Annotated in this window: 20 protein-coding genes; 15 read left to right on the top strand and 5 right to left on the bottom strand. The window is 43.3% G+C overall.

Annotated elements, in window-relative coordinates:
* Positions 1-52: 52 nt before the first annotated feature.
* From LX64_RS22070 to LX64_RS22035, 8 genes are all read left to right on the top strand, one after another.
* A complete protein-coding gene (locus tag LX64_RS22070; RefSeq protein ID WP_111598167.1) occupies positions 53-394 on the top strand; it encodes a transposase in 342 nt (113 codons plus the stop codon).
* Positions 391-1,266 (top strand): IS3 family transposase, encoded by an 876-nt coding sequence (locus tag LX64_RS22065; RefSeq protein ID WP_111598168.1) that lies wholly within the window; start codon positions 391-393, stop codon positions 1,264-1,266. The genes LX64_RS22070 and LX64_RS22065 overlap by 4 nt, the downstream gene beginning before the upstream one ends.
* Before the next feature lie 646 nt (positions 1,267-1,912).
* Positions 1,913-4,033 carry an ATP-dependent DNA helicase RecG gene (gene recG, locus LX64_RS22060; RefSeq protein ID WP_317048355.1) on the top strand — a complete coding sequence of 707 codons (2,121 nt, stop codon included), beginning with the start codon at positions 1,913-1,915 and terminating at the stop codon, positions 4,031-4,033.
* Positions 4,034-4,254: 221 nt separating this feature from the next.
* Positions 4,255-7,926: a gliding motility-associated C-terminal domain-containing protein gene (locus LX64_RS22055; protein ID WP_148707426.1), complete on the top strand. Its 3,672-nt coding sequence runs from the start codon at positions 4,255-4,257 to the stop codon at positions 7,924-7,926.
* Between the two features lie 7 nt (positions 7,927-7,933).
* A complete protein-coding gene (locus tag LX64_RS22050) occupies positions 7,934-8,953 on the top strand; it encodes a PorP/SprF family type IX secretion system membrane protein (RefSeq protein WP_111599858.1) in 1,020 nt (339 codons plus the stop codon).
* A 74-nt stretch (positions 8,954-9,027) separates the two neighbouring features.
* Positions 9,028-10,437: an FAD-binding oxidoreductase gene (locus LX64_RS22045; protein WP_111599857.1), complete on the top strand. Its 1,410-nt coding sequence runs from the start codon at positions 9,028-9,030 to the stop codon at positions 10,435-10,437.
* Positions 10,438-10,509: 72 nt separating this feature from the next.
* Positions 10,510-11,142 carry a hypothetical protein gene (locus LX64_RS22040; RefSeq protein ID WP_111599856.1) on the top strand — a complete coding sequence of 211 codons (633 nt, stop codon included), beginning with the start codon at positions 10,510-10,512 and terminating at the stop codon, positions 11,140-11,142.
* A gap of 137 nt (positions 11,143-11,279) precedes the next feature.
* A complete protein-coding gene (locus LX64_RS22035; RefSeq protein ID WP_111599855.1) occupies positions 11,280-12,407 on the top strand; it encodes a TIGR03364 family FAD-dependent oxidoreductase in 1,128 nt (375 codons plus the stop codon).
* A gap of 61 nt (positions 12,408-12,468) precedes the next feature.
* Here LX64_RS22035 and LX64_RS22030 read toward each other — a convergent pair whose 3' ends face one another.
* Positions 12,469-13,005: an LOG family protein gene (locus LX64_RS22030; RefSeq protein WP_111599854.1), complete on the bottom strand. Its 537-nt coding sequence runs from the start codon at positions 13,003-13,005 to the stop codon at positions 12,469-12,471.
* Between the two features lie 239 nt (positions 13,006-13,244).
* Between LX64_RS22030 and LX64_RS22025 the strand changes: the two genes are divergently transcribed.
* The 6 genes from LX64_RS22025 (at position 13,245) to LX64_RS22000 (ending at position 20,389) form a co-directional block, all read left to right on the top strand.
* Positions 13,245-14,726, top strand: a complete 1,482-nt coding sequence (locus LX64_RS22025; protein WP_111599853.1) for a sodium:solute symporter — start codon at positions 13,245-13,247, stop codon at positions 14,724-14,726.
* Between the two features lie 63 nt (positions 14,727-14,789).
* Positions 14,790-15,488: an LOG family protein gene (locus LX64_RS22020; RefSeq protein WP_111599852.1), complete on the top strand. Its 699-nt coding sequence runs from the start codon at positions 14,790-14,792 to the stop codon at positions 15,486-15,488.
* Between the two features lie 247 nt (positions 15,489-15,735).
* Positions 15,736-16,386 (top strand): O-methyltransferase, encoded by a 651-nt coding sequence (locus tag LX64_RS22015; protein WP_245952777.1) that lies wholly within the window; start codon positions 15,736-15,738, stop codon positions 16,384-16,386.
* 70 nt (positions 16,387-16,456) lie between these two features.
* The gene (locus tag LX64_RS22010; protein WP_111599850.1) at positions 16,457-17,908 is read left to right on the top strand and encodes a glucosaminidase domain-containing protein; all 1,452 of its coding nucleotides are present in this window, start codon (positions 16,457-16,459) and stop codon (positions 17,906-17,908) included.
* 58 nt (positions 17,909-17,966) lie between these two features.
* Positions 17,967-18,512 carry a hypoxanthine phosphoribosyltransferase gene (hpt, locus tag LX64_RS22005; RefSeq protein WP_111599849.1) on the top strand — a complete coding sequence of 182 codons (546 nt, stop codon included), beginning with the start codon at positions 17,967-17,969 and terminating at the stop codon, positions 18,510-18,512.
* Positions 18,513-18,610: 98 nt separating this feature from the next.
* On the top strand, positions 18,611-20,389 hold the full coding sequence (locus tag LX64_RS22000) for a vWA domain-containing protein (RefSeq protein ID WP_111599848.1): 1,779 nt from the start codon (positions 18,611-18,613) through the stop codon (positions 20,387-20,389).
* Here LX64_RS22000 and LX64_RS21995 read toward each other — a convergent pair.
* The 4 genes from LX64_RS21995 to LX64_RS21980 all read right to left on the bottom strand — a co-directional run bounded on the left by LX64_RS21995 (position 20,376) and on the right by LX64_RS21980 (position 24,793).
* Positions 20,376-21,824 (bottom strand): sodium:solute symporter family protein, encoded by a 1,449-nt coding sequence (locus tag LX64_RS21995; RefSeq protein ID WP_111599847.1) that lies wholly within the window; start codon positions 21,822-21,824, stop codon positions 20,376-20,378. The two genes, LX64_RS22000 and LX64_RS21995, sit on opposite strands and share 14 nt — an antisense overlap.
* 73 nt (positions 21,825-21,897) lie before the next feature.
* Positions 21,898-22,839 carry a class I SAM-dependent methyltransferase gene (locus LX64_RS21990; protein ID WP_245952776.1) on the bottom strand — a complete coding sequence of 314 codons (942 nt, stop codon included), beginning with the start codon at positions 22,837-22,839 and terminating at the stop codon, positions 21,898-21,900.
* Positions 22,840-22,916: 77 nt separating this feature from the next.
* Positions 22,917-24,092, bottom strand: a complete 1,176-nt coding sequence (gene dnaJ, locus LX64_RS21985; RefSeq protein ID WP_111599846.1) for a molecular chaperone DnaJ — start codon at positions 24,090-24,092, stop codon at positions 22,917-22,919.
* 134 nt (positions 24,093-24,226) lie between these two features.
* On the bottom strand, positions 24,227-24,793 hold the full coding sequence (locus LX64_RS21980) for a nucleotide exchange factor GrpE (RefSeq protein WP_111599845.1): 567 nt from the start codon (positions 24,791-24,793) through the stop codon (positions 24,227-24,229).
* Positions 24,794-24,958: 165 nt separating this feature from the next.
* On the opposite strand from LX64_RS21980, the gene LX64_RS21975 reads away from it, so the two are divergent.
* Positions 24,959-26,131 (top strand): class I SAM-dependent rRNA methyltransferase, encoded by a 1,173-nt coding sequence (locus LX64_RS21975; protein ID WP_111599844.1) that lies wholly within the window; start codon positions 24,959-24,961, stop codon positions 26,129-26,131.
* The last annotated feature ends 562 nt before the right edge of the window (positions 26,132-26,693 follow it).

The following is a 26,693-nucleotide window of genomic DNA, read 5'->3' as shown; positions in this document are numbered from 1 at the left end:
TGTCGGTTCCTAAAACGACTTTACATATAGTTAGCCTAAATTTGAGATAATTATGAAAAAGAAACATGGTCGTAGCGCCTTCCTTTACGAGGAGTCCTTCAAAATTATGATCGCCCGTGAGTACCTCACAGGTTCACTGAGTATGTCCGAACTAGCTAGGAAGCATGGTTTAAAAAGTGCATCTGTTGTGCAAACGATGGTAGAATGGTTTAGAAAGAATGAAGCTTCTACATCATCTAGTGTTCAGGCTTCTACCGCTAATAGTGAAGTGGAAGAGCAATTGAAGGATGCCCAACTTCGTATTACAGCCTTAGAAATGTTGATCAAAAATGCAGAAAAGGAGCTGGGCGTTGATATCGTAAAAAAGCTTGGCATCAAACAGCCACCCAAATGAAAGCGATAATGCGGGAAGTCCCCTTGTCAAAAATCTGTGGTTTGTTTGGTAAAACAAGGCAAGCATGGTATGATATTAAACAACGTGATAGCAGTAGTAGTTGGCAAAAAGCAGTCGTATTAGACTTGGTGCAAGCCGTCAAGAAAATGGTTCCAAAAAGTGGTACTATTAAGCTTTACAAGGAGCTAAAGCCCACCTTTGTGTCTCAAAACATAAAACTAGGAAGGGATGGTCTACACGCATTATTGGCCGATCACGGGTTATTGGTAAAACGTCACAAAAAGAGGGTATATACGACGCAGTCTAGTCATCATTACCGTAAATGGCCTAGCTTAATCCAAGGAATGGTACCTAGTCGACCAGAACAGTTATGGGTAAGTGATATTACTTACTTGTCTACTAAAAATGGTTTTATACACTTGTCATTAATAACAGACGCTTATTCAAGGAAAATTGTGGGTTACGAGTTAAGCCCCAATTTAAAAGCTGACGGCTGTATTGCAGCCTTAAAAAGGGCCTTAAAGGCAAGGGCTTTACCTGCCGAATCCCTCATTCATCATTCTGATCGCGGTGTGCAATATTGCTGTAACGATTACGTAAGCGTGCTGCAAAAAAACGGTGTTAAAATCAGCATGACCCAGACGGGGAGCCCATATGAAAATGCATTAGCCGAACGTGTAAATGGTATTTTGAAACAGGAATTTGAACTAAACCAACAATTTCCTTCTTTCCAAGCAGCCGTAAAGCAGGTAAATAGCGCCATTTACCGCTACAACCAGTATAGACGGCACTTTGGATGCGATTTACAAACACCAGCTACGAAGCATAATGCTGGTATTCAAGCTGTTTGTCAAGTAAAATCAGTAATTTGACAAACCCTGTCAAGTTCATTTAGTAATATCGCTAGCTAAGTGTCAAGTTATTTTAGTACAAGACACAAGTAACTCCCAAGTACTTCCCAAGTACTTCCCATGTAGTTTCTAAGTAATTTCCATGTAAATCCATGTAGTTTCCCTATCCTCACCCTATCTAAAGCCTATCCTTACCCTATCCCAACCCTATATTTTGCCTATCCCAAGCCTATCTTAACCCTATCTTTTGCCTATCTCCACCCAATACCATGGCCATTCTAGCCAATTCTCCCCTTGTAACTACCTAATAATGAACACACTATAAGAGCCCCAATCCTCCTCAATCCCATCCAAATCGCCGCATTTCCCCCTTTTTCAGCATTGTATGGAGGAAACTTGGTTATGCGGAACACCGCCCCACCACCTCCCAATAACACCACCGCCCCCCCATACGCCGCACCCCCCTAAATAGTTGCAATAGGCCCGCAGAACCACATTCCGACATACAATGCGGGGCCTTTGGAGCGGCCCTGGAGCGACGAAAACAAAGCACCCCAGGATCACCACATTTCCCTATACCTCAAAAACATACTTAACGACACATCGCAACACTCATATTATTTGGACAAGCCCTTCATTTTTTCGAAATTTGAACGCGTAAAAAAATATTATTGCCATAAGCTACATTACATCCATATTATCCAACCCGATCGAATTCCTTAAAGGCGTAGGTCCACAAAGAGGCGAACTCATTCGAAAAGAATTGTCGATTTACTCCTTCCGGGATTTACTCGAATACTTCCCATTCCGGTATGTCGACAGAACAAAACTCGATAGAATTCGCGACCTCGATAGTACCATGGATTTCGTGCAAATCCGCGGGAAAATCGTGTCGATTGAAGTATTGGGAGAAAACCGTGGAAAACGATTACGGGCTGTATTACGCGATGAAACCGGGGAACTCGAATTGGTATGGTTCCAAGGATGGCAGTGGATGCAAAAGGCCTTACGAGAAAATGTAGCTTACCTCGTATTTGGGCGACTATCTGTTTTCAATGGAACATTGCAAATCAGTCATCCCGAAATGGATTTACTCACGGAAAATATAGCCACTGGGAAACAATACCTGGAACCCGTGTATTCCACCACGGAGAAGCTGAAAGTACGCGGCCTCACAGCCAAAGGGATTGCGAAGCTTACCAAGAACTTGCTGGAGCAGCTATCGCTCGACGAGATTCCAGAAAATATACCCGACAATATTTTACAACAATACCGGCTGATGCCGCGCAACCAAGCTTACTTCAAAATTCACTTACCGGCGAATGAAGAAGAAGCCAAAGCAGCACAACGTCGATTGAAGTTCGAAGAACTCTTCCTCACACAAATACGCATTCTACGCATGAAGCTTCGCAGGCAACAAGCCTCGAGGGGATACGTGTATAACAACGTGGGAGATCAGTTCACCGAATTCTATAACAACCATCTTCCATTCCCACTCACCGGTGCACAAAAACGTGTACTGAAAGAGATTCGTCAAGATACCATGAGCGGCAAACAAATGAACCGCTTACTGCAAGGGGATGTAGGGAGTGGTAAAACAATGGTGGCACTATTAACCATGTTGCTGGCCAATGGTAACGGCTTCCAAGCCTGCCTAATGGCACCAACAGAAATATTAGCCCAACAACACTATAAAGGCATCCAAGAATTACTGGCCAATATGCCGGTAAACGTAGCCATATTAACCGGTGCCATCAAAGGAAAAGCCCGCAAGCAAATACTGGCCGGTGTGGCCGATGGAACGATCAACATTCTCATCGGAACACATGCGCTGTTGGAAAATGAAGTGGTGTTCCAAAACTTAGGGATGGCCATCGTAGATGAACAACATCGCTTCGGGGTAGCCCAAAGGGCACGCCTATGGCAGAAAAACACAACGCCGCCGCATATCTTGGTGATGACTGCCACGCCTATACCGCGAACATTAGCCATGACAGTATACGGCGACCTCGACGTATCTATTATCGATGAAATGCCACCCGGTCGTAAACCCATTACCACCGTACATCGTAACGAAGTACAGCGAGCGCAGGTAATGGACTTCATCAAAGACGAAATCAAAAAAGGTAGGCAAGCCTATATCGTATACCCGTTAATCGAAGACTCCGAGAAATTGGACTACGAAAACCTAATGCGCGGTTACGAAGAAGTAAAGGCCTTCTTCCCGGAACCCAAATATTTCATCAGCATGGTCCATGGCAAGCAACCTGCCGACATGCGAGAAACCAATATGCAACGCTTTGTTACCGGGGATACGAATATCATGGTAGCCACCACGGTAATTGAAGTAGGCGTAAACGTACCCAATGCCAGCGTAATGGTAATAGAAAGCACCGAACGCTTCGGCTTATCGCAATTACACCAGTTGCGAGGCCGCGTGGGTAGAGGGGCGGAACAATCCTTTTGTGTATTAATGACGGGCAATAAACTGAGTAACGACTCTAAAGAACGCATCAAAGTAATGGTGCAAACCAACGATGGTTTCGTGATATCGGAGAAAGACATGGAGTTAAGAGGCCCTGGTGATATTGAAGGAACAAGGCAGAGCGGGGTACTCGACCTAAAACTAGCAGATATAGTAGCCGATAAAGCCATTTTGGCCGTTGCCCGGGAATGTGCAGAAAAAATTTTAACCCAAGATCCAGAACTTACACTCCCTATCCACAAGCGTTTGCACGATTTCTTAGCAAACGAACGCTCAAAATCGCAGTGGAGCAAAATTTCTTAAGGGTTTAAACGTTATAGGGGGTGGACAGTCTATATTATCCTTAGAAAGATTACGAAGACACTACTAAACGACAGGAAACCTATACAGGAAGTAACGCATATGATTAATAGTACTTATGTGAATAATCAAGTGATTAATTTCTCTTGTTTCGTAACAATTTAGGTAGGCTGTTCGTTAAAAAGAGTAACTTAGTTTAGCAGATAAAACTTAAATCGAACCGCTTGAAATCTACGTTCCCTATTGGCTTAACCTTTATTGTTTTTTTACTCATGCTGGTACAACCGGCCCTCGCTCAGAGTGAATCTACCGGCAGCGAACAGGCCCTATTGCAATTTGTGGAAAACAAAGGGCAATGGAATAAGGATGTGTTGTATAAAGCCGACCTCGATGGATCTAACGTTTATCTCAAGAAAAAAAGTATTGTATACCAATTATTAAACCGCGACGATTTATTGGCTATCACCGATCAAATCCACGGTCATAAATTGCCCGACGATATCGTGAATGGCGGCGGTGGAGGAGGTACTCCTGTTGAACAACATCCCAATGCCCGCAAGCAAGCAGGTGAAGGTGGTGCAACGGGCGGCCAGCCAACGCAACCCGGTTCCATGATTCTTCGTTCACATGCATACGAAGTAAACTTTATCAACGCCAACGATAACGCGCGTATTGTTCCTTCAAAACCCAATGAAGGGTACGCTAACTACTTCATTGGTAACGATAAAAGTAAATGGGCTACAAACGTAGTGAACTACCAGAACGTAACGTATCAACAACTATATCCTTTCATCGACATGCTCGTGTATTCTGAAGCGGGCCAGTTGAAGTACGATATGGTCGTTTATCCCGGTGGCGATGTAAATAGCATTCAATTCGAGTATAACGGCGCTACGAAAATTCAATTACAGAAAAACCAATTGTACGTAGAAACCTCTGTGGGGCATTCCTATGAATTGCAACCATACGCTTACCAATTTGTGAATAACGAACGCGTAGAAGTAAAGGTGAAATACCAATTGGATGGTAACAGGTTATCGTATAAAGTAACCGGTAAATACAACAAAGCATTCCCATTAATCATCGATCCAACGGTAGTATTCTCCACCTTAACCGGCTCAAAAGCCGATAACTGGGGGTATACAGCTACATACGATCCGCAAGGTAACTTTTATGCCGGCGGTATTGTGTTTGGTAACGGTGAATATCCTACTACATTAGGCGCTATCTCCCGTAATTACATGGGTGGCTTCTGCGATATCGCTATTACTAAGTTTACTTCCAATGGTAGAAATATCCATTACTCTACATATATCGGCGGTGCAGGCACTGAACAACCGCACAGCTTAATCGTAGATGCACAAAATAACTTGATCATTTCCGGGAGAACCGATTCGCCCGATTTCCCTGTTGATAGCGGCTCTATTGGTGGCGGACTTGATATGGTGGTGATGAAATTAAATGCAACCGGCACAGGAATTATTGGCGGTATTCGTTTAGGAGGTTCTGGAAATGATGGGGTGAATAGTGATCCGAACAAACAAGGCCTTACTGCCCTGAAGCGTAACTACGGCGATGATGCACGAAGTGAAGTTTTAGTAGATGCTGCAGGTTTTATTTACGCTGTAGGTTGTACCCAATCTTCGAACTTCCCACAAGTAGGCAATACTTTCCAAAGAAATAAAAATAGTGGTCAAGATGGAGTAGTGGTGAAGTTGAACCCCAATTGTAGTAGCATTGTATGGAGTTCGTTTTTAGGAGGAAGTGGTGATGATGCAGCCTTCGTAATTGCTTTAAACGGAACGAATAGCCTGTATGTGGCCGGTGTAACAACTTCTAACAACTTACCAATGGCCGGTACCCCGCTACAAGCAACACATGCGGGTGGTGGCGCCGACGGCTTTGTGTACCATATTAGTGCCGATGGCGGAACTATTTTACACGCAACGTATTTGGGTACCAACAGGGCAGATATGCTATATGGTGTTCAAATAGGTCGTGAAGGACATGTGTACGTAATGGGTACAACAGAGGGCACTTGGCCCATTGTTCGCATCCCCGGCAACGCTAGGTTTTACAACGACAACTCGAAACAATACATCTCTAAATTACAACCCGATCTCTCGGCTTTCGTGTATTCTACCACTTTCGGTAAAGAAGGGCCACAACCTACTTTATCGCCGGTAGCATTCCTCGTAGATCGTTGCGAGAACGTCTATATTTCTGGTTGGGGCGGTGGTTACAATGTGGGTAACTTCCGTACCCGTGAGCCCTCGGCCTATACATATGGCTTACCAATTACGGCAGATGCCAAGTACCGTACAACCGATGGGGCCGACTTCTATTTCTTCGTATTACAACGTGATGCTGTAGATAAATTATACGCTACTTTCTTCGGTGCACGTGAACACTACGAGCACGTAGATGGAGGTACAAGTCGTTTTGATTATAACGGGGTAATTTATCAATCAGTTTGTTCGAGTTGTTCACAAAGTCCTGTACGGTTCCCCACTACGGCCGGTGCATATGCTTCGGCAAACCCGCCATTCTGTAACTTGGCAGCGATTAAAATTGCGTTTAACCTCGACGGGGTGCGGGCACAGATTCGTACAAATGGACGGAAGCAAAACTATTGTTCCGGTGATGAAATCACCGCGCAAGATACTAGTAGTACAGTTGCGCAATCGTGGGAATGGTCCTGGGGCGATGGAACACCGTTGGTAACAACAACTACCAACATACCCGTTTCGCATATCTATGCAGCCAATGGCGATTATACCATTAGGCTGGTGAAATTCGATCCAGGTGCTTGTAATGTACGCGATACAGCGTATTACCCTGTGCGTATTCGTTCTAACCGTGCTCAACTGGGCTTCACTGTTGAGCGTAAACCGCCTTGTAACAGTTTAACATACGTTATTACCAACACATCTACAGCACCGCCAGGTATTCCGTTTACGAATGCTTCCTTTGTTTGGGATATGGGTGATGGAACAGCTCCATTTACACGCCCAGACTTAGCACCATTTGAATACCAATACCCTGAAGGCATATACAACATTAAATTGTCGCTCGTAGATGCGAACTATTGTAATGCGCCGGAAGATTCGATCCAGCAAATTCGTGTAGCCGGTAATGTGAAAGCACAGTTCGATCGCCCTGCCGATGGTTGTGCACCGTACTTCGTACAGTTTAATAATACTTCCTTGGCGGGCCAGACGTTCATTTGGAATTTTGGTGATGGTTCACCCACCACTAATACGCCCTATCCAGAACATACCTTCCAAAATCCAGGTGTGTACCAAGTGCATTTACAAGCCTTCGATCCTACCACTTGTAACCAAGTACACGACACAATTATTCCTGTAGTGGTAAATGGTAATCCAAGGGCAGATTTCATCTTCTCACCACAACAACCCATGCCTAATACGCCGGTTAGTTTTACTAACACGTCGATGGGCGCTCAAAAATATTACTGGACATTCGGCGACGGCGATACGTCGATCCTGGTTAACCCGGTGCATCAATACAACCGAACCAATTCCTACGAAGCTTGCTTAGTAGCCATCAACCAGTTTGGTTGCGAGGATACTACTTGCCAGCCTGTTAGCGCAATCGTAATTCCGAAGTTTGATGTGCCTAGCGCTTTCTCGCCTAATAACGACAATATCAATGATGTATTCTTAGTGAAGAGTTTCGGCGCGGTACGCTTCAATTTAAAAGTATTCAACCGTTGGGGAGAATTGGTGTTTGAAAGTAATGATCCTAACATGGGCTGGGATGGCCGTTATAAAGGTGCTTTACAACCAATGGATGCCTACGGTTATGTTGTTTACATTGAGTTTACCGATGGAACCAAGGGGTCGCGAACAGGTAATGTTACACTATTAAGATGATTTGGAGATGAAAAAATTTATTACACCACTCACGATATGCATCTTATGCATGTTCACCGCTACGGTGCATGCGCAAGACCTGCATTTTTCGCAATATTTCAACTCCCCGCTAACCACCAATCCTGCTAATACAGGTTTCATTCCCGACGGCGATTACCGTTTGGGCGTGAACTACCGTAACCAATGGGCTAATATACCAGTGCCCTATAAAACCATGTCGGCCTTCGGCGATTTCCAATTAATGAAAGATAAATTGGAATATGGCTGGGTAGGTGTAGGTGGCGTTATATTACACGATGTAGCAGGTACGGGTAACCTTACTTCAACTAAAGTCTATGGCTCTGTGGCCTATCACCAATTAATGGGGCAAAGTAGCTTGTTGTCGGCAGGTTTTAACGTAGGTTGGGCAAATAAAAGAATTGATATGTCGAAGCTCACATTCTTCGACCAATGGAATGGACAGTTCTTCGATGCGCAATTGCCCACAGCAGAACCCATTTCGCAGAATAACGTCAATTACCTCGATTTGCAAGTAGGACTGAATTACGCGTATTTCCCAACGGATGATATTTATATCAACGCGGGGCTTTCTGTACAACACGTGAATAAACCGAAAGAAACATTTTACAACTATAATAATCAAATAGATCGTCGCTTTATTGGGTTCTTAAACGCCAGTTTAAAACTCTCCGATAAAGTAATCATCAACCCAAGCGCCTACTTTGCTCAACAAGCTAAAGCACGCGAAATTGTAGCAGGTGGTAATGCTGCTTACAACCTTTCTGGTGATGGCGAGCAACAGGTGTTCGGAGGTATCTATTACCGATTAGATGATGCGGCTATATTCTTGGTGGGGTACCAAATTAAGAATGTGAAAATTATGTTCAACTACGACGTAACAACCTCCGCATTCTCAGCCGCCAATCGCCGTCAAGGCGCCTACGAGATAGGCATAGTTTATACGGGGTTATATCCCAACTTGCAGTTTAGAAATGCTGCTCGTAAAACATTATGTCCTTCTTTCTAACCAAACAACCTATTACCCAATAACGTTTATAAAAGAAGGTGTACGCCTTCTTTTTTCTTTTCTATTTTTGTTATATGACAACCTTTAACACCGTAAATGAGCAACACGTAAAACGCTTCATCGATATCCTCGGCGAAGCCAACGTGTATGTCGATGACGAGAACCGTGCCCGTTATGCACACGACGAAACGGAAGACTTACATTTCCTGCCTGAAGTAGTATTGAAACCATCTACTACAGCCGACTTAAGCGTTATTATGCAATATTGTAACGAACAAGTATTACCTGTTACACCACGAGGTGGCGGTACAGGCTTAAGTGGTGGAGCATTGGCGCAATTCGGTGGGGTGTTAATATCGATGGAAAGGTTTAAAAACATTATACACATCGACGAGCGCAATTTACAAGTAACGGTAGAGCCGGGTGTTATTACGGAAGAATTACAAAACGCTGTAAAAGAAAAAGGACTGTTTTACCCACCAGATCCAAGTAGCCGGGGCTCCTGCTTTATTGGTGGTAATATTGCCGAAAATTCGGGCGGCCCAAAAGCTGTGAAATACGGTGTAGTAAAGGATTATGTGCTGAATTTGGAGGTGGTATTGCCGAATGGGAATGTTATTTGGACAGGGGCGAATGTATTGAAAAATGCATCGGGATATAACCTTACGCAACTTATTGTTGGTAGTGAAGGAACCTTGGGTATTGTAACGAAAATAGTGTTGAAGTTGTTACCATTACCGAAGCACGATTTGTTGATGCTGGTTCCCTTCAATTCCGCGGAAAAAGCCTGCGAAGCAGTTAGCGCTATCTTCCGTGCAGGGTATACACCTTCCGCTATGGAGTTCATGGAGCGTGATGCTTTAGAATGGGTATTGCGATTTGTGGATAGCAGCTTGGTGAAAGTAGAAGACGGGGTACAAGCCCACCTGTTAATCGAAGTAGATGGCAACCACGTAGATGTACTTATGCAAGAAATGGAGGCAATTGCCGAAGTGGTATTGCAATACGAAGCGGGTGAAATTCTTTTTGCTGATAGTTATCAACAAAAAGAAGAACTCTGGAAATTACGTCGCCGTGTAGCAGAAGCAGTGAAATCGAATTCTGTATATAAAGAAGAAGACACCGTTGTGCCGCGTGCCGAATTACCAGCCTTATTGAAAGGGGTAAAGGAAATTGGGAAGAAATACGGTTTTCATTCAGTTTGTTACGGTCATGCCGGTGATGGAAATTTACATGTAAACATTATCAAAGGCGATTTAAGCGACGAGCTATGGAATGGTACTTTGAAAGATGGTATCCGTGAAATTTTCACTCTCGTAAAAAAACTGGGAGGCACCATTAGTGGCGAGCATGGCATTGGCTTAGTGCAGAAAGAATTTATGTCCATCGTGTTTGATGCGCAGCAAATGGAATTGATGAAACTAATCAAGCAGGCCTTCGATCCGAATAACATATTAAACCGCGGGAAGATTTTCGATTGTTAAACATTCGATAAATTGAACTGCTGCATCATAAAAAACCAATAAATTCGTAACATATTACCCAAATCGTCCTCTATGAAACGAATATTGACGTTATTATTCATTGTGCTAGCCGCAACAGAAGTCTCAAATGCGCAATTTTATAAAACCGATACGGTAAAACAACGTAAAAGGTATTACGCAGATGAGCCCAAGCAGCAAACTACTAAAGGCTTTGATCGTTCTAAGCTAATGGTGGGTGGTATCTTTGGGATGGCATTCGGTGATTATACGAACATTAACATATCGCCTATGGCGGGTTACCGTTTCAATGAATACATTGCTGCGGGTGTGAATGTGAATTTCCAATTTGCTCAAACGAAATACTATTACGCGTACTCGAATGATGTAAGCGACCGTTACAAGTACACCATCTTTGGTGGCGGTTTGTGGGGTAGGGTGTACCCGGTGCCGTTTTTATTTTTACACGCGCAACCCGAGTATAACTCCATCGCAGAGAAGCATACACAATACAACGATCCTAACCCATCACGCAAGTTTACCTCTAATTATGGGGCACCTAGCTTGTTGTTAGGTGGAGGTTATGCACAACCTATTGGTGGCAACTCGGCCTTTACTATTTCCTTGTTGTATGATGTAATTCAAGATAAAAACTCGCCGTACAATAACCAGCCACTTTTCCAAGCTGGGTTTAACATCGGTTTGTAATCATATTCGCATATAGCAAAGCCCATCTCTACTTTGTGGAGATGGGCTTTGTGTTTTATTGAATTGTTATGTGTTTATAATTACTAAACTATAATTTACAAACATTTCTATTTTTACAGCTTAATTGTACACGGTTTATGCAACAACAACAACATGCAGATTTTGCCGTAGTAGGAGCGGGTATCGTGGGCTTGGCCATGACATATCACCTAGCAAAGAAAGGTAAGAAGGTCGTCGTATTTGAACGTAACAGTAAAGCGATCGGTGCATCGATTCGGAATTTTGGTTTGGTATGGCCCATTGGGCAAATGGAAGGTGTTGCCTATAACCGTGCCATGAAAAGCCGTGAAGTGTGGTTGGAACTAGGGGCGGCTACGGGTTTACAATGCCAACCTACAGGCTCGCTACACCTCGCTTATGCCCATGATGAATTAGCCGTGTTGGAAGAGTTTTTAGCTGGGGGAAGAGAAGGGTGTAAACTTCTATCTGCCGCCGAAGTTCAACAATACTCCCAAGCTGTAAAATCTCATCATTTAAAAGGCGCCATGTACAGTGCCTCGGAAATAACGGTCAATCCCCGCCTAGCGAGTGCCACCATAGCCGCGTACTTGCAAGAGCAATGGGGAGTTACCTTCCGGTTCAATACAGCTATCAATACCATCAACAAGAATACTATAGAAACCCCCAACGAAACATGGACATTCGAGCATGCCTATATATGTAGCGGTGCCGATTTTGAAACGCTATACCCATCGTTGTATGCAGCTGCGCCACTTACTAAGTGCAAGCTACAAATGATGCGTACAGTTCCTCAGCCGGGTAATTGGCAGTTGGGGCCTGCGTTATGTGCAGGACTAACCTTGCTGCATTATGCTGCTTTTACTACCTGTAAAAGTTTAGATACATTGAAGACTCGTATTGCTGCAGAAATGCCTGCGTATATGGAATGGGGGGTACATTTATTGGTATCACAAAATGGAGCAGGTGAATTAACTATCGGCGATTCACATGAATACGGCCGCGATTTTGAACCGTTTGATAAAGAATTCATCAACGAGCTGATCCTTCAATATTTACACACATTCATGCAAGCGCCTTCGTTCAACATACAAGAACGTTGGCATGGCATTTACCCAAAACTCACCAACGGCCAAACCGAGCTAATTCTCCCGGCTGCCGAAAACGTAACAATTGTGAATGGCTTGGGTGGTGCAGGTATGACACTCAGTTTCGGGCTTGCGCACGAACTCACGCAAAGTATTTAAAGCCTTTAATGTTTCACGAAAAAGGCGATTGTTTAATCGCCTTTTTCGTGTTCATTTACAGCTAAGCCATTTTCAATAATAGTTCTTCCGCCGTAGGGGCCATATGCAAGTTCTCTATTTGTAACTTCGGTGCAAAGCCCTCGTTGCCTACATGCAAAATATGTTGGTATAAATGATCGTAAAAACCATCTACATTCAACAATCCCACTGTTTTCGTATGCAAGGTCAATTGGTTCCAAGTAATAATCTCGAATAGCTCGTCGAGCGTACCAAACCCGCCTGGTAATGCAATAGCCATGGTCGACAATTCATAAAGAATCGTTTTCCTTTGGTGCATGGTTTGCACTTCAATTTGCTGGGTGAGGTTGTTGTGCTTCCTTTCTTTCGTATTCAGGAATTCGGGTATCACGCCAATTACTTTCCCGCCTTTTTCCAATACCGCGTCGGCAGCTATACCCATTAAGCCGGCTTGTCCACCACCGTAAACCATGGTCATACCTTTATCGGCCATTAAATGACCGAGTGCTTTTGTTTCCTTTGCGTAATGGGGGTTATTTCCTACACTCGACCCGCAAAAAACGCCAATACTAGTACTCATATATCGTAATTTTCACATTAAAGCTTCCTTAAAGAAAGGTTGTAGGACTGCAAAATCCAACTATTTCCCTATTTTTAAACATTATTTTATATAAAATCCTCTTGACAAAGGAACGAGTATCACCGGAACCATATGCCATCTGAACAAACTTTCTAAGCATATATTTACGAAGACAAAAGGTGAATGGTGAACCTGGCAACAACATGAATTCTCAACGCAAAATCAATTTATTGTAGATTATGGCACCGGCCGTTTTTATTTTATTTATAGCAATCTATTTCTGCATTTTACTGTCTGTTTCCTACTTCACGGCACGTAAAGCAGATGCACAAGCCTACTTCACCGGCGATAAAAATTCCGTTTGGTATTTGGTAGCCATTGGTATGATCAGTGATTCTTTGAGCGGGGTTACCTTTATTTCGGTACCTGGTAAGGTGAGCGTAGCGCAATTTTCTTACTTGCAAACGATTTTGGGGTATGTACTCGGTTACGTGGTAATTGCCACCGTGCTATTGCCGTTGTACTATAACAGGAATTTAACCTCTATTTATACCTATTTACAGGAAAGGTTCGGCCCGGTAACACAGAAAACGGGGGCTGTATTCTTCATTATTTCCCGTTTAGTAGGTGCCGCCGCCCGCTTGTTCTTAGTGGCAGGTGTATTGCAAATTTTTGTATTCCAACACTACGGTGTACCGTTCGAATTATCGGTATCGGTGATGATTGCCTTAATGTTGGTGTATACTTACCGTGGAGGTATTAAAACCTTAGTGTGGACAGACGCTTTGCAATCTATGTTCTTATTGTTGGCCGTGATTTTAACCATCGTTATTATTACCCGCGACTTGGGATGGAACGTAGGTGATTTAGTAAGCAACATTACACATAGTCAATACTCGAAAACCTTCTTTTGGGACTGGAAACAATCCAACTTCTTCCCGAAAGAGTTTTTCGGTGGTATGTTTATCGCTGTTACCATGACGGGTTTGGATCAGAACATGATGCAGAAGAACTTGTCGTGCCGCAGCTTATACGAAGCGAAGAAGAACATTTATTCATTCAGCATCATGCAAATGGTGGTGAACGTGTTCTTCCTCAGCCTGGGTATTTTATTGTATGAATACGTAATTGCGAAAGGGATTACAATTCCAACCGACCCGGTTACGGGCCGTGTATTAACCGATAATTTATTCCCGATGTTGGCCTTGAATAGTTTAGGTGGATTTGCTGCCATCGTATTCATAGTAGGCTTAACAGCGGCTACCTTCAGTAGTGCTGATAGTGTATTAACAACATTGACGACCTCTTTCTACATCGATATTTTGGGATTAGATGTGGAGAAGATGGATAGTAAAGGCAAACGTACAAAAAACATTATCCACGTATCGTTCGCGGTATTGCTATTGTTGACCATTTTATTGTTCAAAGCATATAACAATAGTGCCATTATCGATTCGGTTTTATTCTTGGCCACGATTACGTATGGCCCTATGCTGGGGTTATTTGCCTTTGGTATTCTCAGTAAGCGCAGAACTTGGGATGGCGGGTCGATCTTGGTATGTTTAGCAGCGCCGTTGATATGTTTTATACTGAGTAAAAACTCGATGGAATGGTTCAACAACTATAAATTTGGTAACGAGTTATTGATTGTGAATGGATTGATTACGTATATTGGGTTATACATCTTTTCGAAGAAAGCTAAACCGGCATTATTACAGTAGTTGATGGCTGAAGGCTTGCCGGGATTGTAGAAGAAGCATCAACATTGATAAAATTGTTTGTAGATGAATGAAAGCTTAAAAAATTTAAAAGAGAGAGATTGGACGGAAACGAAAGCGCATTCCAGTTGGCAAATATTTAAAATCATGGCCGAATTCGTGGAAGGCTTCGAAGCCATGGCGAAAATTGGTCCTTGCATTTCCATCTTCGGTTCCGCACGTACAAAACCTGGGCATAAGTATTACGACCTTGCCATGGAAATTGCCCGCAGACTTTCAGAAGAAGGCTTTGGTATTATTTCCGGCGGTGGCCCGGGTATTATGGAAGCCGCGAACCGTGGTGCCCAACAAGCAAAAGGTAAATCCGTAGGTTTAAATATCGTGTTACCACACGAACAAAACCCGAACCAGTATATCGATAACGACAAGTCAGTCAATTTCGATTACTTCTTCGTGCGCAAAGTAATGTTTGCAAAGTATGCCCAAGGCTTCGTGATGATGCCAGGTGGCTTTGGTACAATGGACGAGTTTTTCGAAGTATTAACCTTGATCCAAACGAAGAAAATGACGGAAACCCCCATGCTGCTAGTAGGTAAAGCGTACTGGACAGGCCTGTTCGATTGGATTACTAAAACGATGTTAGAGCAAGAGCATAACATCAACCCAGACGACTTAAAGCTTGTTCAGATTTTCGATACAGCCGATGAGGTAGTGGAGTACTTCCGTGTTTTTTACACAACGAACAAGTTACGACCTAACTTCTAAGAATATACGCAGCTATAGTATTAGTGATAATACATATACATATACGAAATATTCTTTTAGTATCTGATTAATTCATATATTTATATAGACAATTGTATTGTTTTTTACAACAAGAACAACGTGTCTATTAATGGTTAACATGGGAGAATGGGCCTCGATATATATCGGGGCCTTTTATAATTTGTTGACTTGTAAGTAAGCGCAATTGCGCATTTTGAAGTAGGTTTGCATAAATTAATTAAGCAACATGATGGAATTGATACCCAGTAGTGTACAGGAATTTGCAGAAAAATATACCACGCCCGAAAGCGCGGAATTGTATCGTTTACATCGTGAAACTTATTTAAAAGTGGAGCAACCGCACATGTTAAGCGGGCATTTGCAAGGGACATATTTGACCATGTTGAGCCAGATCATTGCTCCTAAACGTATCCTTGAAATTGGTACCTACACCGGTTATTCCGCTATTTGTTTAGCGAAAGGTTTAACTGAAGATGGTCATTTACATACGATCGATATTAACGAGGAATTGGAAATGCTTTGCTCGAAATACTTTACTGAAGCGGGTTTGAGCGATAAAATTACCATGCACATCGGTAAAGCGATGGATATTATACCTACGCTGGAAGAAGAGTTCGACCTTGTATTTATTGATGCAGATAAGGCTGGGTACGAGGCATATTACGACCTTATATGGAATAAATTACGTGTTGGTGGCGTTATATTGGCAGACAACGTGTTATTCCATGGCGACGTGTTGAAAGATCCCGCCGCGCAAGGAAGCCAAGCAAAGGCGATGATTCGCTTTTGTGAGAAAGTATTGGCCGATAAACGCGCCACGCAAGTATTGCTCACTTTACGAGATGGGTTGTTGATGATTAGGAAGAACGAGCAATAATACAAGCAGCGCACACAACAAAAACTTACTAACGAACCGTTATATTTACTAACCCATTAATATCACCAACATGCGTAAGTGTTGCTGGATGCTCATTTTATTGGTAGTACTGGGAACTACAGCGCGTGCGCAAAACATAACGCCCACGCAATACATTAATGCCTACAGGGCCATCGCTATCCAAGAAATGCAGCGTAGCGGGGTACCGGCTGCTATTAAGTTAGCACAAGGTATCGTAGAAACGCAAGCAGGCAATAGCGTACTCGTATTGAAATCGAATAACCACTTCGGGATTAAATGTAAAAACAACTGGACAGGCCCCTCTGTATCATACGACGATGATGAGAAAGGTGAATGTTTCCGTGTGTATGAAAGCGCCTCGGAATCGTATAAAGATCACTCCGATTTTTTACGCAAAAATCCCCGGTACGCCTTCTTATTCAATTACGATCCCAAAGACTATAAATCTTGGGCATACGGGCTGAAACAAGCCGGTTATGCTACCAGTAATACATACACGCAACAATTGCTGAACACCATCGAGAAATACCAGTTACAACTGATTACCCTCGAAGGTTTAGGGGAAGGCGATACTTGGTCGGATTGGGCTGCGAACTCGGGTTCGAACGTCAACCCTATTTCAACGGCTAAAAACAATACACCTGCAATACCTAATAATAACAATAATTCATCCGCTTCCAACCCTACCAAAAAACCCAATTACCCTACATCGGGTACGTTTTCTATTAATGGGAGGAAAGCAGTGTATGTTGCAAAAGGAACTTCACTTATTCAAGTGGCGAACGATCAAGATATTCGTTTGAGTCACCTCGTGAAATACAACGATTTAAAGGGCGATTTACCGGTGGAGAAAGACATGGTGCTTTTCTTACAACGAAAGAACAAAACCGGTAAAAGCGATACCCACGTAGTAAAACCAGGCGAAACCATGCACGACATTGCCCAAGCAGAAGGCATTCAATTGCGGTGGTTATTGAAGAGAAATAAGATGCGTGGTGAAGAAGAAGCAGCAGCAGGTGAAAAGTTAGTATTAACAGGGTATGCCCGCAATATGCCGAAGTTAGTAGCCAAGAACACAAAGTATACAGAAGATAAAGACGACGATGGGTTTATAGATGATATCAGTACAGCGAATGTAATCAACAACAGTAAGGACAAAGAAGTAGCGAAGAACACAGGCGGCACAAAATCGATTCCTAAGCCTAGCACCCCGCCAAGCGAACCCGCACAAGAGGAGAAAGAAAGTACTACCCCTGCCAATCCTACACCAAGGAACCCGCAGCCGGCAGAACCAAGAAATCCTAATCCACCATCAAACCCAACATCACCCGCGCCAACCCCGGTTAGCAACGGTAATGTGAAGTGGCACTTAGTGGTAGAAAAAGATACATTGTACAACATTTCTAAACGATACAATTGCACCGTTGCACAATTGCAAGCATGGAACAATTTATCCGACTTGGGTATCCAAATCGGGCAACAATTAATCGTGGCCAAATAAACCACTTGTTCCTGCTAGGTGTTGATTTACAACAAACATTCTAAAATTAGAGAAAGTCATGTCGGTGATTCAAGTACACGATAAGCAATTCGAGCCTTATATTGATGAGGCCACTTTACAACAGAGAATCAAGGAGATGGGTGAGGCTATTAGTGCCGACCTCAAAGGAGAGAAACCATTGTTCATCGCTATTTTGAACGGCTCGTTTATGTTCGCAGCCGATATCTTCAAACATATCAACATCGAAGCAGAAATCTCGTTTATTAAACTCGTTTCGTATAAAGGGACTAAGTCGACCGGTAACGTGTTGACAAGCATTGGTTTAGATGAGGATTTATTCGGTAGAACCGTGGTAATTTTGGAAGACATAGTAGATACTGGTAAAACACTCAGCATGTTCTTACCACAGTTGATACACCAAAACCCCAAGAAGCTATTAATCGCTTCTTTGCTTCACAAACCCGAAGCACAAACGCACCCCTTAAACATCGATTATTTAGGCTTTTCCGTACCGAATAAGTTCTTGCTAGGTTACGGGTTAGATTACGATGGATTAGGCCGCAATTTGCCGTTTATTTACACCTTGGTGGGCGACGACGAATAGTTGCCTACACCTTACATACGTGCGCCGCGGGATTTTGAAACCTGCGGCGTTTTTTTTATCTTCAATCATCGTTTTTTCACGATGTATTCGATTAATTGATGCAAAGACTCCTTTTATGGCTTAGTCTTATTTGCAGTAGTTTATTTGTAAAAGCACAGCAAAACTGGATTTCCGGGGCAATTCAAGATGCCATTACGCATCAACCAATTGCAGATGTGCGTATCAGTAGCGTAGGCGATTCCACCAAAACGACCACCAATCAGTATGGACTTTTTCGTTTAGCAGTTTCCACTAGCACCCGTCAATTGAAGATAGAGCACCCCGGATATCATTCAACAGTAGTGAACTTAGGAACATACAACCGTTTGTCGATTGCCTTAGAACCCCTTCCCCAAACTGCCGCCAGTAACGACGACGCCATTTCCAAAGCAAAAGCCAAAGCCCGCCTAGCGCGTGGAATCAATCCCAACTATGGTAATGTAGGGATGGGAACGCCCGTGTTTTTTAATGAAACATATGGTAAGATATTCGAGAACAAGTTCATTCAAACCAATACGGTGCCTACTTCTAGCTTTTCGGTAGATGTTGATCGTGCAGCCTATAGCAATGTAAGAAGATTCATCAAACTAAAAGAAAACGTTCCTCCAGATGCTGTACGGATCGAGGAAATGGTGAACTATTTCAGCTACAACTTCATTCCACCCCGAAACGACGCAATTTTCGCCGTATATGGCAACTATACCACCTGCCCATGGCGCCCAGAAAACAAGCTTTTCCAAATTGCCATCCGGGGCAAACAAATTCCGACCGATAGTTTACCTGCCAGCAACTTGGTTTTACTCATAGATGTAAGCGGTTCGATGGGCTCGCCCAATAAATTGCCTTTACTACAAGCTGCTGCCAGGGTGTTAATCAATAACCTTCGCCCGAAAGATAAGCTTGCTATTGTAACCTATGCAGGCACGCCTACTATTGTACTAAAAAGCACTACAGGCGACCAAAAAGAGAAGTTATTTAATGCCGTGGACTATCTCAGTGCAAGAGGTGCTACAGCGGGAGAATCGGCCATTAATTGTGCTTACCAAGTAGCGGAAGATAATTACATCCCAGGCGGCAATAACCGCGTAATATTGGCTACCGATGGCGATTTTAATGTAGGACAAACGAGCGACCGCGATATGGAAGACTTGATACATTGGAAGAAAGAAACAGGCGTATATCTAACATGCTTGGGATTCGGTATGCACGACTACAAAGATTCTAAACTAGAAGGCCTTGCCAGTAAAGGAAATGGCAATTTTGCTTATATCGATAATTTGGAAGAAGCCAACAAAGTGTTTGCCCGCGAGTTTGGGTCTACCTTATTCACCGTCGCAAAGGATGTAAGGGCGGAAGTACGCTTCAACCCCCAATACATTAAATCGTACAGGCTAATTGGTTACGAGAATAAAGTGGTAAAAGAAGATTTGCGGGAAGGTGAAAAACAATCCGGTGGCATTGTTGGAGCGGGGCATAGTGTAGTAGCCATGTACGAGATAGAACCCCAACCCGGCACACCACCTGGTTTACTTAACAATATAGCAGCCATTGATATGCAATACCGCACCCCGGAAAGCAATGTTTTACAGCAAATGCACCACGATTTCAACCTCCCACTTATTTCGTTCGATGAAAGCCCGGATGATTTTCAATTCGCTGCAGGTGTGGCTTTATGGGGTATGTTACTACGCAATTCTTCACACCGTGGTACCGGGAATTATGATATGGTAGTGGAAATCGCAAAAAAAGCCCTCGGTAAGGATACCGAAGGCTATAGAAATGAATTTATAAAGTTGGTGAAGGTATGCAAGAAGCAAATCCCCATCACGCAGAAGTAACACTGGAATCGATTTGTACCAATTTCAAGTCTACAGGTTTATCTTGCAACCAACGCGGAAGCATTATCACGTTTTCGATCAACGTTCCCAACAACATCCCCAGTATGCTGGCGCCCAAACCAATCATCAACGACGGCACCGCTGTTTCCATCCACTCACTTACACCATACCCAATTGTTCCCAAAATTATCGATAGTAAAGCTCCTAGCGAAGTAGCGCGTTTCCAGTATAAACCTGCTGTAAGTGGAACGAATAACGATACCAAGCTAAGGATAGAGCTGCTGGCCACTAGCTCGTAAATGTTCTGGCTACTTAAGGCCATTACCAAGGATATAACTGATACAATTACCACCGATAAACGAATAATCCAAAGCAGTTTTTTATCGCTGATTTCTTTATAAAAAGGACGAATGATGTTCTCGCCAAGTACAGTAGCAGGGGCCAAGATAGCGCCGCTGGTTGTACTCATAATGGCCGACAATAAAGCGCCGAAGAAGAGGATTTGAATGAATAAGGAGCTGTGTTGCAGCACCATGTTAGGCAATATCTTTTCGGCTTCACCTGCAAATAAAGAAGGGTATAGCACGCGGGCACACATAATAATAAGGATAGGCATTAAGCCGAATACCAAGTACATGGCCGATGCGAGGTACGAAGATCGTACTGCCACGTTTTCACTTTTCGACGACATGAGGCGCTGGAAAACGTCTTGCTGTGGAATAGAACCCAAGCCGATGGTCATCCAAGCGGCGATGTATTTCATCCAGCTTAGCCAGTCGTTGTTGTGAGGAATGAACCGGAAGTGCATTTCCGGTGTATGTTGCAGCACATTGCTGAGGCCGCCTGCTTTGTAAACCAAGCTGCCTGTGATAATTAACAATCCTGCTATGATCATTACTGTTTGCACGAAATCGGTGACGGATACCGACCACATACCACCCATATAGGTGTATCCCATTACAATCAAACCACTTGCAATCATGGAAATTTCTAGTGGAAATCCCATCACGGTATTAATCACAATACCCATCGCCACAATTTGCGCGGCAATCCATCCGAAATAGGAGGGAATCATGAGCAAGGCCGAGATAAGTTCCGCCTTGCGGCCGAACCGGATTTTGAAGAAATCGCAAAACGTAAGAATGTTAAATCGGTAGAGTTTCCGGGCAAAGAATAATCCTACTAAAACCAAGCAAAGCGAAGCCCCGAAAGGGTCTTCCATAATCCCCAAGAAGCCGTGTTGTGCGAATTCGCTACTGGCACCCAGCATAGTTTCTGAACCAAACCAAGTAGCAAAAATCACGCAGGTGCTAATCCCGATGGGCAAGTTTTTACCCGCCACCACGAAATCTTTAGCACTGTGGACTTTCTTCGCGGCCCAGCGACCCAATAAAATGGTACCCAGTAAATAAAGGAGAATAAATGCCGTTAACATGCGGGCGAAAATAATAAAATTTCCAACGGCTTGGTATCACATGAAAATGCCCGCCATAACAGCGGGCATGTAATCATTTTTCGATACGGAAACAATGTCGAATCAACTTCCCGTTGAAATCGAACGGCATGGTTTGCGCGGTAATATTCTTAATGGTCTTAGCATTGATCGCCGCTTCATCGATTTTGAATTTGCGGTAGTTGTTGCTGAAGATGATAACACCCCCTGGGCGGAGGGCTAATAATATATTGTTAAGCATGCTCACGTGATCGCGTTGTACGTCCATAAAATCCTTCATACGCTTACTATTACTGAACGTTGGTGGATCAATAACTACAAGGTCGAAGCTGTTTAGCTTCAAATCTTCGAGGTATTGGAGCACATCGGCGTGTACATATTTATGCTTCGCAGGGTCGTAAATATCGTTGAGTTGCATGTTTTCTTCTGCCCAACTTAAATACGTTTTCGAAAGATCTACAGAGGTTACACTTTTGGCGCCACCGGCTGCTGCGTAAACGGAGAAAGAGCCTGTATAGCAGAAAAGGTTGAGTACATCTTTGTCTTGCGACATTTCACGTACCATGTGGCGGGTAATTCTATGATCTAGGAAAAGGCCCGAGTCGAGGTAGTCGGTAAGGTTTACTTTGAACTTCAATCCATCTTCCTGCACGATGCGTTCGTGGCTTTCGAAAGATAATTTCTCGTATTGATCGTTCCTGTTTTCTTTACGTTTACGTTCGCGGAGGTAGATGTTATCGATAGGGATGTCGAGCACTTTCGACATGATTTCCATGCCGCGTTGTTGCCATTCTTCGTATTGTTCTTCGCTGAGGTTATGTTCGCGTTTGAATTCCGCTACGTAGAGTTCGTCTTCATAGATTTCTATGCTGAGCGGGAATTCCGTGAGATCGTTATCGTACACGCGGTAGCAAGTAACGCCTTGTCGTTTAGCGGTTTTGCGTAGGTGTTTGAAAACTTTCGTGAGGCGGTTTTCGAACATTTCAAATTTATCCATAGCGTAAAAATTAAAAGGCGAAAGCAGTGAAGTAACCACTTTCGCCTTTTGTGAAGCGTAAAATTATATTAAAAAAATCAACTAAAAATGTCTCTCACCTTTTCGAAGAATCCTTTGCTGGATTTTTCTGGGTTCGGTTTGAAGTTTGCTGATTCTTGTAGTTTTTCGATCATTTGTTTCTCCTCGTTGCTTACGTTTTGTGGTGTCCATACGTTTACATGGATTAATTGATCACCTTTTTCGTAGCTGTTTACGGAAGGGAAACCTTTGCCTTTCAGGCGGAAGATTTTGCCTGATTGGGTACCTGCCGGGATCTTGATTTTTGCTTTACCATCGATGGTAGGCACCTCCACTTGGATACCGAATACGGCGTCGGGGAAGGAGATGTGCAAATCGTATGCAACATTCAACCCATCGCGCTGTAATTCCGGATGTGGTTCTTCTTCTATCAATATCAATAAATCGCCTGGTGCTCCACCTCTTTCGCCGGCATTACCTTTACCGGTCATGCTAAGCTGCATCCCTTCTTGTACACCAGCTGGAATGTCGATCGATACCATTTCTTCTCCATACACGCGGCCTTCGCCTTTACATGTAGTACATTTATTGGTAATCGTTTGACCCTCGCCGTTACAGTTTGGACAGGTAGTAACTGTTTGCATTTGCCCCAAGAATGTTTGGGTTACTTTGCGCACTTGCCCGCTACCATGACAGGTTCCACATGTTTGGAAAGCGTTTTTATCTTTTGCCCCTAAACCATTACAGGTTTGGCAGCCTACATATTTCTTTACTTTGATTTTCTTGTTGGCACCTTTCGCGATTTCTTCATAGGTTAACTTGATTTTGATACGCAAGTTAGAACCTCTTGTTCCGCGGGCACGGCTACCACCACGGCCACCGCCGCGTTGTCCGCCACCGCCACCGAAGAAGCTGCCGAAAATATCATCACCAAAAATATCCCCGAAGTTAGAGAAGATGTCATCCATGTTCATATGACCGCTACCGCCGCCATATCCACCACGACCGCCCACACCGGCATGGCCAAAACGATCGTACTGCGCGCGTTTATCTGCGTCGCTTAATACTTCGTAGGCTTCAGCGGCTTCTTTAAATTTCTCTTCCGCTTCCTTGTTATCGGGATTTCTGTCAGGATGGTATTGCATAGCCACTTTACGGTATGCTTTTTTGATCTCATCCTGTGAGGCTGTTTTTGCAACGCCTAATATTTCGTAATAATCTCTTTTGGCAGACATTAGAATACGCTTGAAAAGCCAGGGTTTCACAACGCTGGCTTTGTATTTTAATTATATAGTAATAATGTTTATGCAAATAAGCACCTGCCAAACTAGCTTGGCAGGAAATAATCGACTGTCAGCACGACAGCTGATTATTTACCTACCACCACTTTCGGGTGACGGATAATCTTATCGTTTATCATGTAACCTTTCTGCAATTCGTCAATTACTTTACCTGCCATATCCGGTGTAGGAGCTGGAATTTCGGTAATTGCTTCGTGCAAGTCGGCATCAAATTCTTGGTTAATACTTTCCATTGCTTTCAAGCCTTTGGATTGCAAGGTTGTTTTCAACTTATTGAAAACCAATACAACGCCATCTTTAATTGCTTGAATATCAGTAGAAGTTTCGAGCTGTTTGGAAGCGCGTTCGCTGTCGTCCAATACATCAAGAAGAGCGGTGATTACCTCTTTATTGGCAGTTTGAATAAGTTCTAACTTTTCTTTAGCAGTACGCTTTCTAAAGTTATCGAATTCTGCTACAGAACGCAAGTACTTATCACGCATTTCAGCCAATTCACTTTTCAGCTTTTCTACTTCACCTTCCTCAGCAACTGGCTCATTCAAATGTGTAGAACCGCCTTGGTTCTCGTCTGCATTAATACCATTGTTAACTGGTATGTTCTCTTGCTCGTGTGCTTGCATATCTTTTTCTGTCATAATGGTAAAATTTCTCCTGTGGATGAACTAGTCAAGAACTTTGCCAATGCATTTTTGCCCGTCAAATTGACATTAGTCCTTGTTTTTACCCTGCGAAGGTAGAATTTTAATAAGCGGGTGCAAAATTAGCGCTTCAACCTGTTGCTTTTCTTACCTTTGCACACCATGACAAAAGTTTTTTTAAAGAAGAAGATTCAAAACAGGGTGTTAAACGGCCACCCTTGGGTATTCGGCAACGAGGTTGGCGATATCCAGGGCGATGTTACGCCTGGTGATATAGTGGAAGTATTCACGCACAATGGTTTTTTTGTAGGTAGAGGTTATATCAACCCGCAATCGCAGATCATCGTTCGTATTCTTTCTCGGGATAAAAATGAAGTCATTAACGACGAATTTTTCTACAACCGCCTTATGAAAGCGTGGATTTACCGCCAGAAGCTAGGTTATGTGGAAAACTGTCGCCTTGTATTTGGTGAGGCAGACGATTTACCGGCGTTGGTGATTGATAAATTCAATGATTATTTCGTTATTCAAACCTTAGCATTAGGTATCGATCGTTGGAAAGGTGCGATTGTGAATGCTTTGAATAGAATATTTAAACCCAAAGGCATCTACGAACGCAACGACGTTCCTGTACGTGAATTAGAGGGTTTAGAACAAATTAAAGGCTTCCTTTCCGAGCCATTCGACACCAACATCATTATCAACGAGAACGGTTTACAGTTCCATGTTGATATCGTAAATGGTCAGAAAACTGGTTATTTTTTGGATCAACAAGATAACCGCCGCGAGATTGAGCATATTGTGAAGGGCGCCGACGTACTGGAAGCATTCAGCTACACGGGTACTTTCTCTTGTCATGCCGGCTATTACGGTGCGAAAAGTGTATTGGGCTTAGATATTTCTGAAACAGCCATCAATACAGCACGTAAAAACGCTGAATTGAATGGTTTAAGCGATATCTGTAAGTTCCAAGCGGTAAATGCTTTCGACGTGTTAAAAGCATGGACCAAAGAGGAGAAGAAGTTTGACGTGGTGATCCTAGATCCGCCGGCTTTCACTAAAAGCCGCGAAAACATTCAAAAAGCGATCACGGGTTACAAGGAAATCAACCTCCGTGGCATGAAATTGCTGAAACCAGGTGGCTTCTTAGTAACAGCTTCTTGTACAAACTTGGTTCCGCCATCGTTGTTCCTCGAAATCATCGATATGGCTGCTAAGGATGCAAAAAAGAAGATTCGCCAAGTAACCTTCCAAACACAAGCACAAGACCACCCGATCCAATGGAACATCGATAATACAACGTATTTGAAGTTCTTGATCGTAGAAGTATCTTAATAGCCGCGAGGCCAATAAATAGTTGAAAAAGCCTTTTCCTTCCGGGAAAGGCTTTTTTTGTTGGTGTATATCCCGGGGGAGTTGTTGAAAGGAAATTTTCCTGGTGGGGCATCGGTTAGGTTGCTATAGCTATTATCCTATTTGTTACTTTCTTTGCTTCTCCAAAGAAAGTAACCAAAGAAAGGAGGAAAAACGGCGAAAGACTGCGTCGCCGTTTTATCGGGATGTCGATGGAGCTTTGGTGCTACTGTGGTGAAGGGCGGTGGTGGGGCTATTGGTGGGAGTTTGTTGCGGTTTAGGGGAGTTAGGGAGGATATAAGGGTATTATAAGGGTATTATAAGGGTATTATAAGGGTATTATAAGGGGGGATAGGTAAAATACTATAGTACATACATGTTGTATCGATGTGATATTGATGAAGCTACATGGATTTACATGGCGGTTACATGGATTTTACATGGGAGTTACATGAAAACTACATGGAGAGTACTTGGAAGTTACTTTGTACTTATAGTAAATTAACAGGGGAGGTACAATAAGGTTAAGTGCTTAGTAAATAGC

Source organism: Chitinophaga skermanii, from assembly GCF_003259335.1.
In the GTDB taxonomy this organism is placed as follows: Bacteria; Bacteroidota; Bacteroidia; order Chitinophagales; family Chitinophagaceae; genus Chitinophaga; species Chitinophaga skermanii.
Note: the sequence above shows the minus strand (reverse complement) of the source record. Positions and strands in the feature narration are given on the sequence as shown.

Bases quoted from the DNA above. Each gene is read 5' to 3' on its own strand.
- LX64_RS22070 (WP_111598167.1), top strand. From the start codon at position 53: ATGAAAAAGAAACATGGTCGTAGCGCCTTCCTTTACGAGGAGTCCTTC.
- LX64_RS22065 (WP_111598168.1), top strand. From the start codon at position 391: ATGAAAGCGATAATGCGGGAAGTCCCCTTGTCAAAAATCTGTGGTTTG.
- LX64_RS22050 (WP_111599858.1), top strand. From the start codon at position 7,934: ATGAAAAAATTTATTACACCACTCACGATATGCATCTTATGCATGTTC.
- LX64_RS22045 (WP_111599857.1), top strand. From the start codon at position 9,028: ATGACAACCTTTAACACCGTAAATGAGCAACACGTAAAACGCTTCATC.
- LX64_RS22040 (WP_111599856.1), top strand. From the start codon at position 10,510: ATGAAACGAATATTGACGTTATTATTCATTGTGCTAGCCGCAACAGAA.
- LX64_RS22035 (WP_111599855.1), top strand. From the start codon at position 11,280: ATGCAACAACAACAACATGCAGATTTTGCCGTAGTAGGAGCGGGTATC.
- LX64_RS22030 (WP_111599854.1), bottom strand. From the start codon at position 13,005: ATGAGTACTAGTATTGGCGTTTTTTGCGGGTCGAGTGTAGGAAATAAC.
- LX64_RS22025 (WP_111599853.1), top strand. From the start codon at position 13,245: ATGGCACCGGCCGTTTTTATTTTATTTATAGCAATCTATTTCTGCATT.
- LX64_RS22020 (WP_111599852.1), top strand. From the start codon at position 14,790: ATGAATGAAAGCTTAAAAAATTTAAAAGAGAGAGATTGGACGGAAACG.
- LX64_RS22015 (WP_245952777.1), top strand. From the start codon at position 15,736: ATGATGGAATTGATACCCAGTAGTGTACAGGAATTTGCAGAAAAATAT.
- LX64_RS22010 (WP_111599850.1), top strand. From the start codon at position 16,457: ATGCGTAAGTGTTGCTGGATGCTCATTTTATTGGTAGTACTGGGAACT.
- hpt (WP_111599849.1), top strand. From the start codon at position 17,967: ATGTCGGTGATTCAAGTACACGATAAGCAATTCGAGCCTTATATTGAT.
- LX64_RS22000 (WP_111599848.1), top strand. From the start codon at position 18,611: ATGCAAAGACTCCTTTTATGGCTTAGTCTTATTTGCAGTAGTTTATTT.
- LX64_RS21995 (WP_111599847.1), bottom strand. From the start codon at position 21,824: ATGTTAACGGCATTTATTCTCCTTTATTTACTGGGTACCATTTTATTG.
- LX64_RS21990 (WP_245952776.1), bottom strand. From the start codon at position 22,839: ATGGATAAATTTGAAATGTTCGAAAACCGCCTCACGAAAGTTTTCAAA.
- dnaJ (WP_111599846.1), bottom strand. From the start codon at position 24,092: ATGTCTGCCAAAAGAGATTATTACGAAATATTAGGCGTTGCAAAAACA.
- LX64_RS21980 (WP_111599845.1), bottom strand. From the start codon at position 24,793: ATGACAGAAAAAGATATGCAAGCACACGAGCAAGAGAACATACCAGTT.
- LX64_RS21975 (WP_111599844.1), top strand. From the start codon at position 24,959: ATGACAAAAGTTTTTTTAAAGAAGAAGATTCAAAACAGGGTGTTAAAC.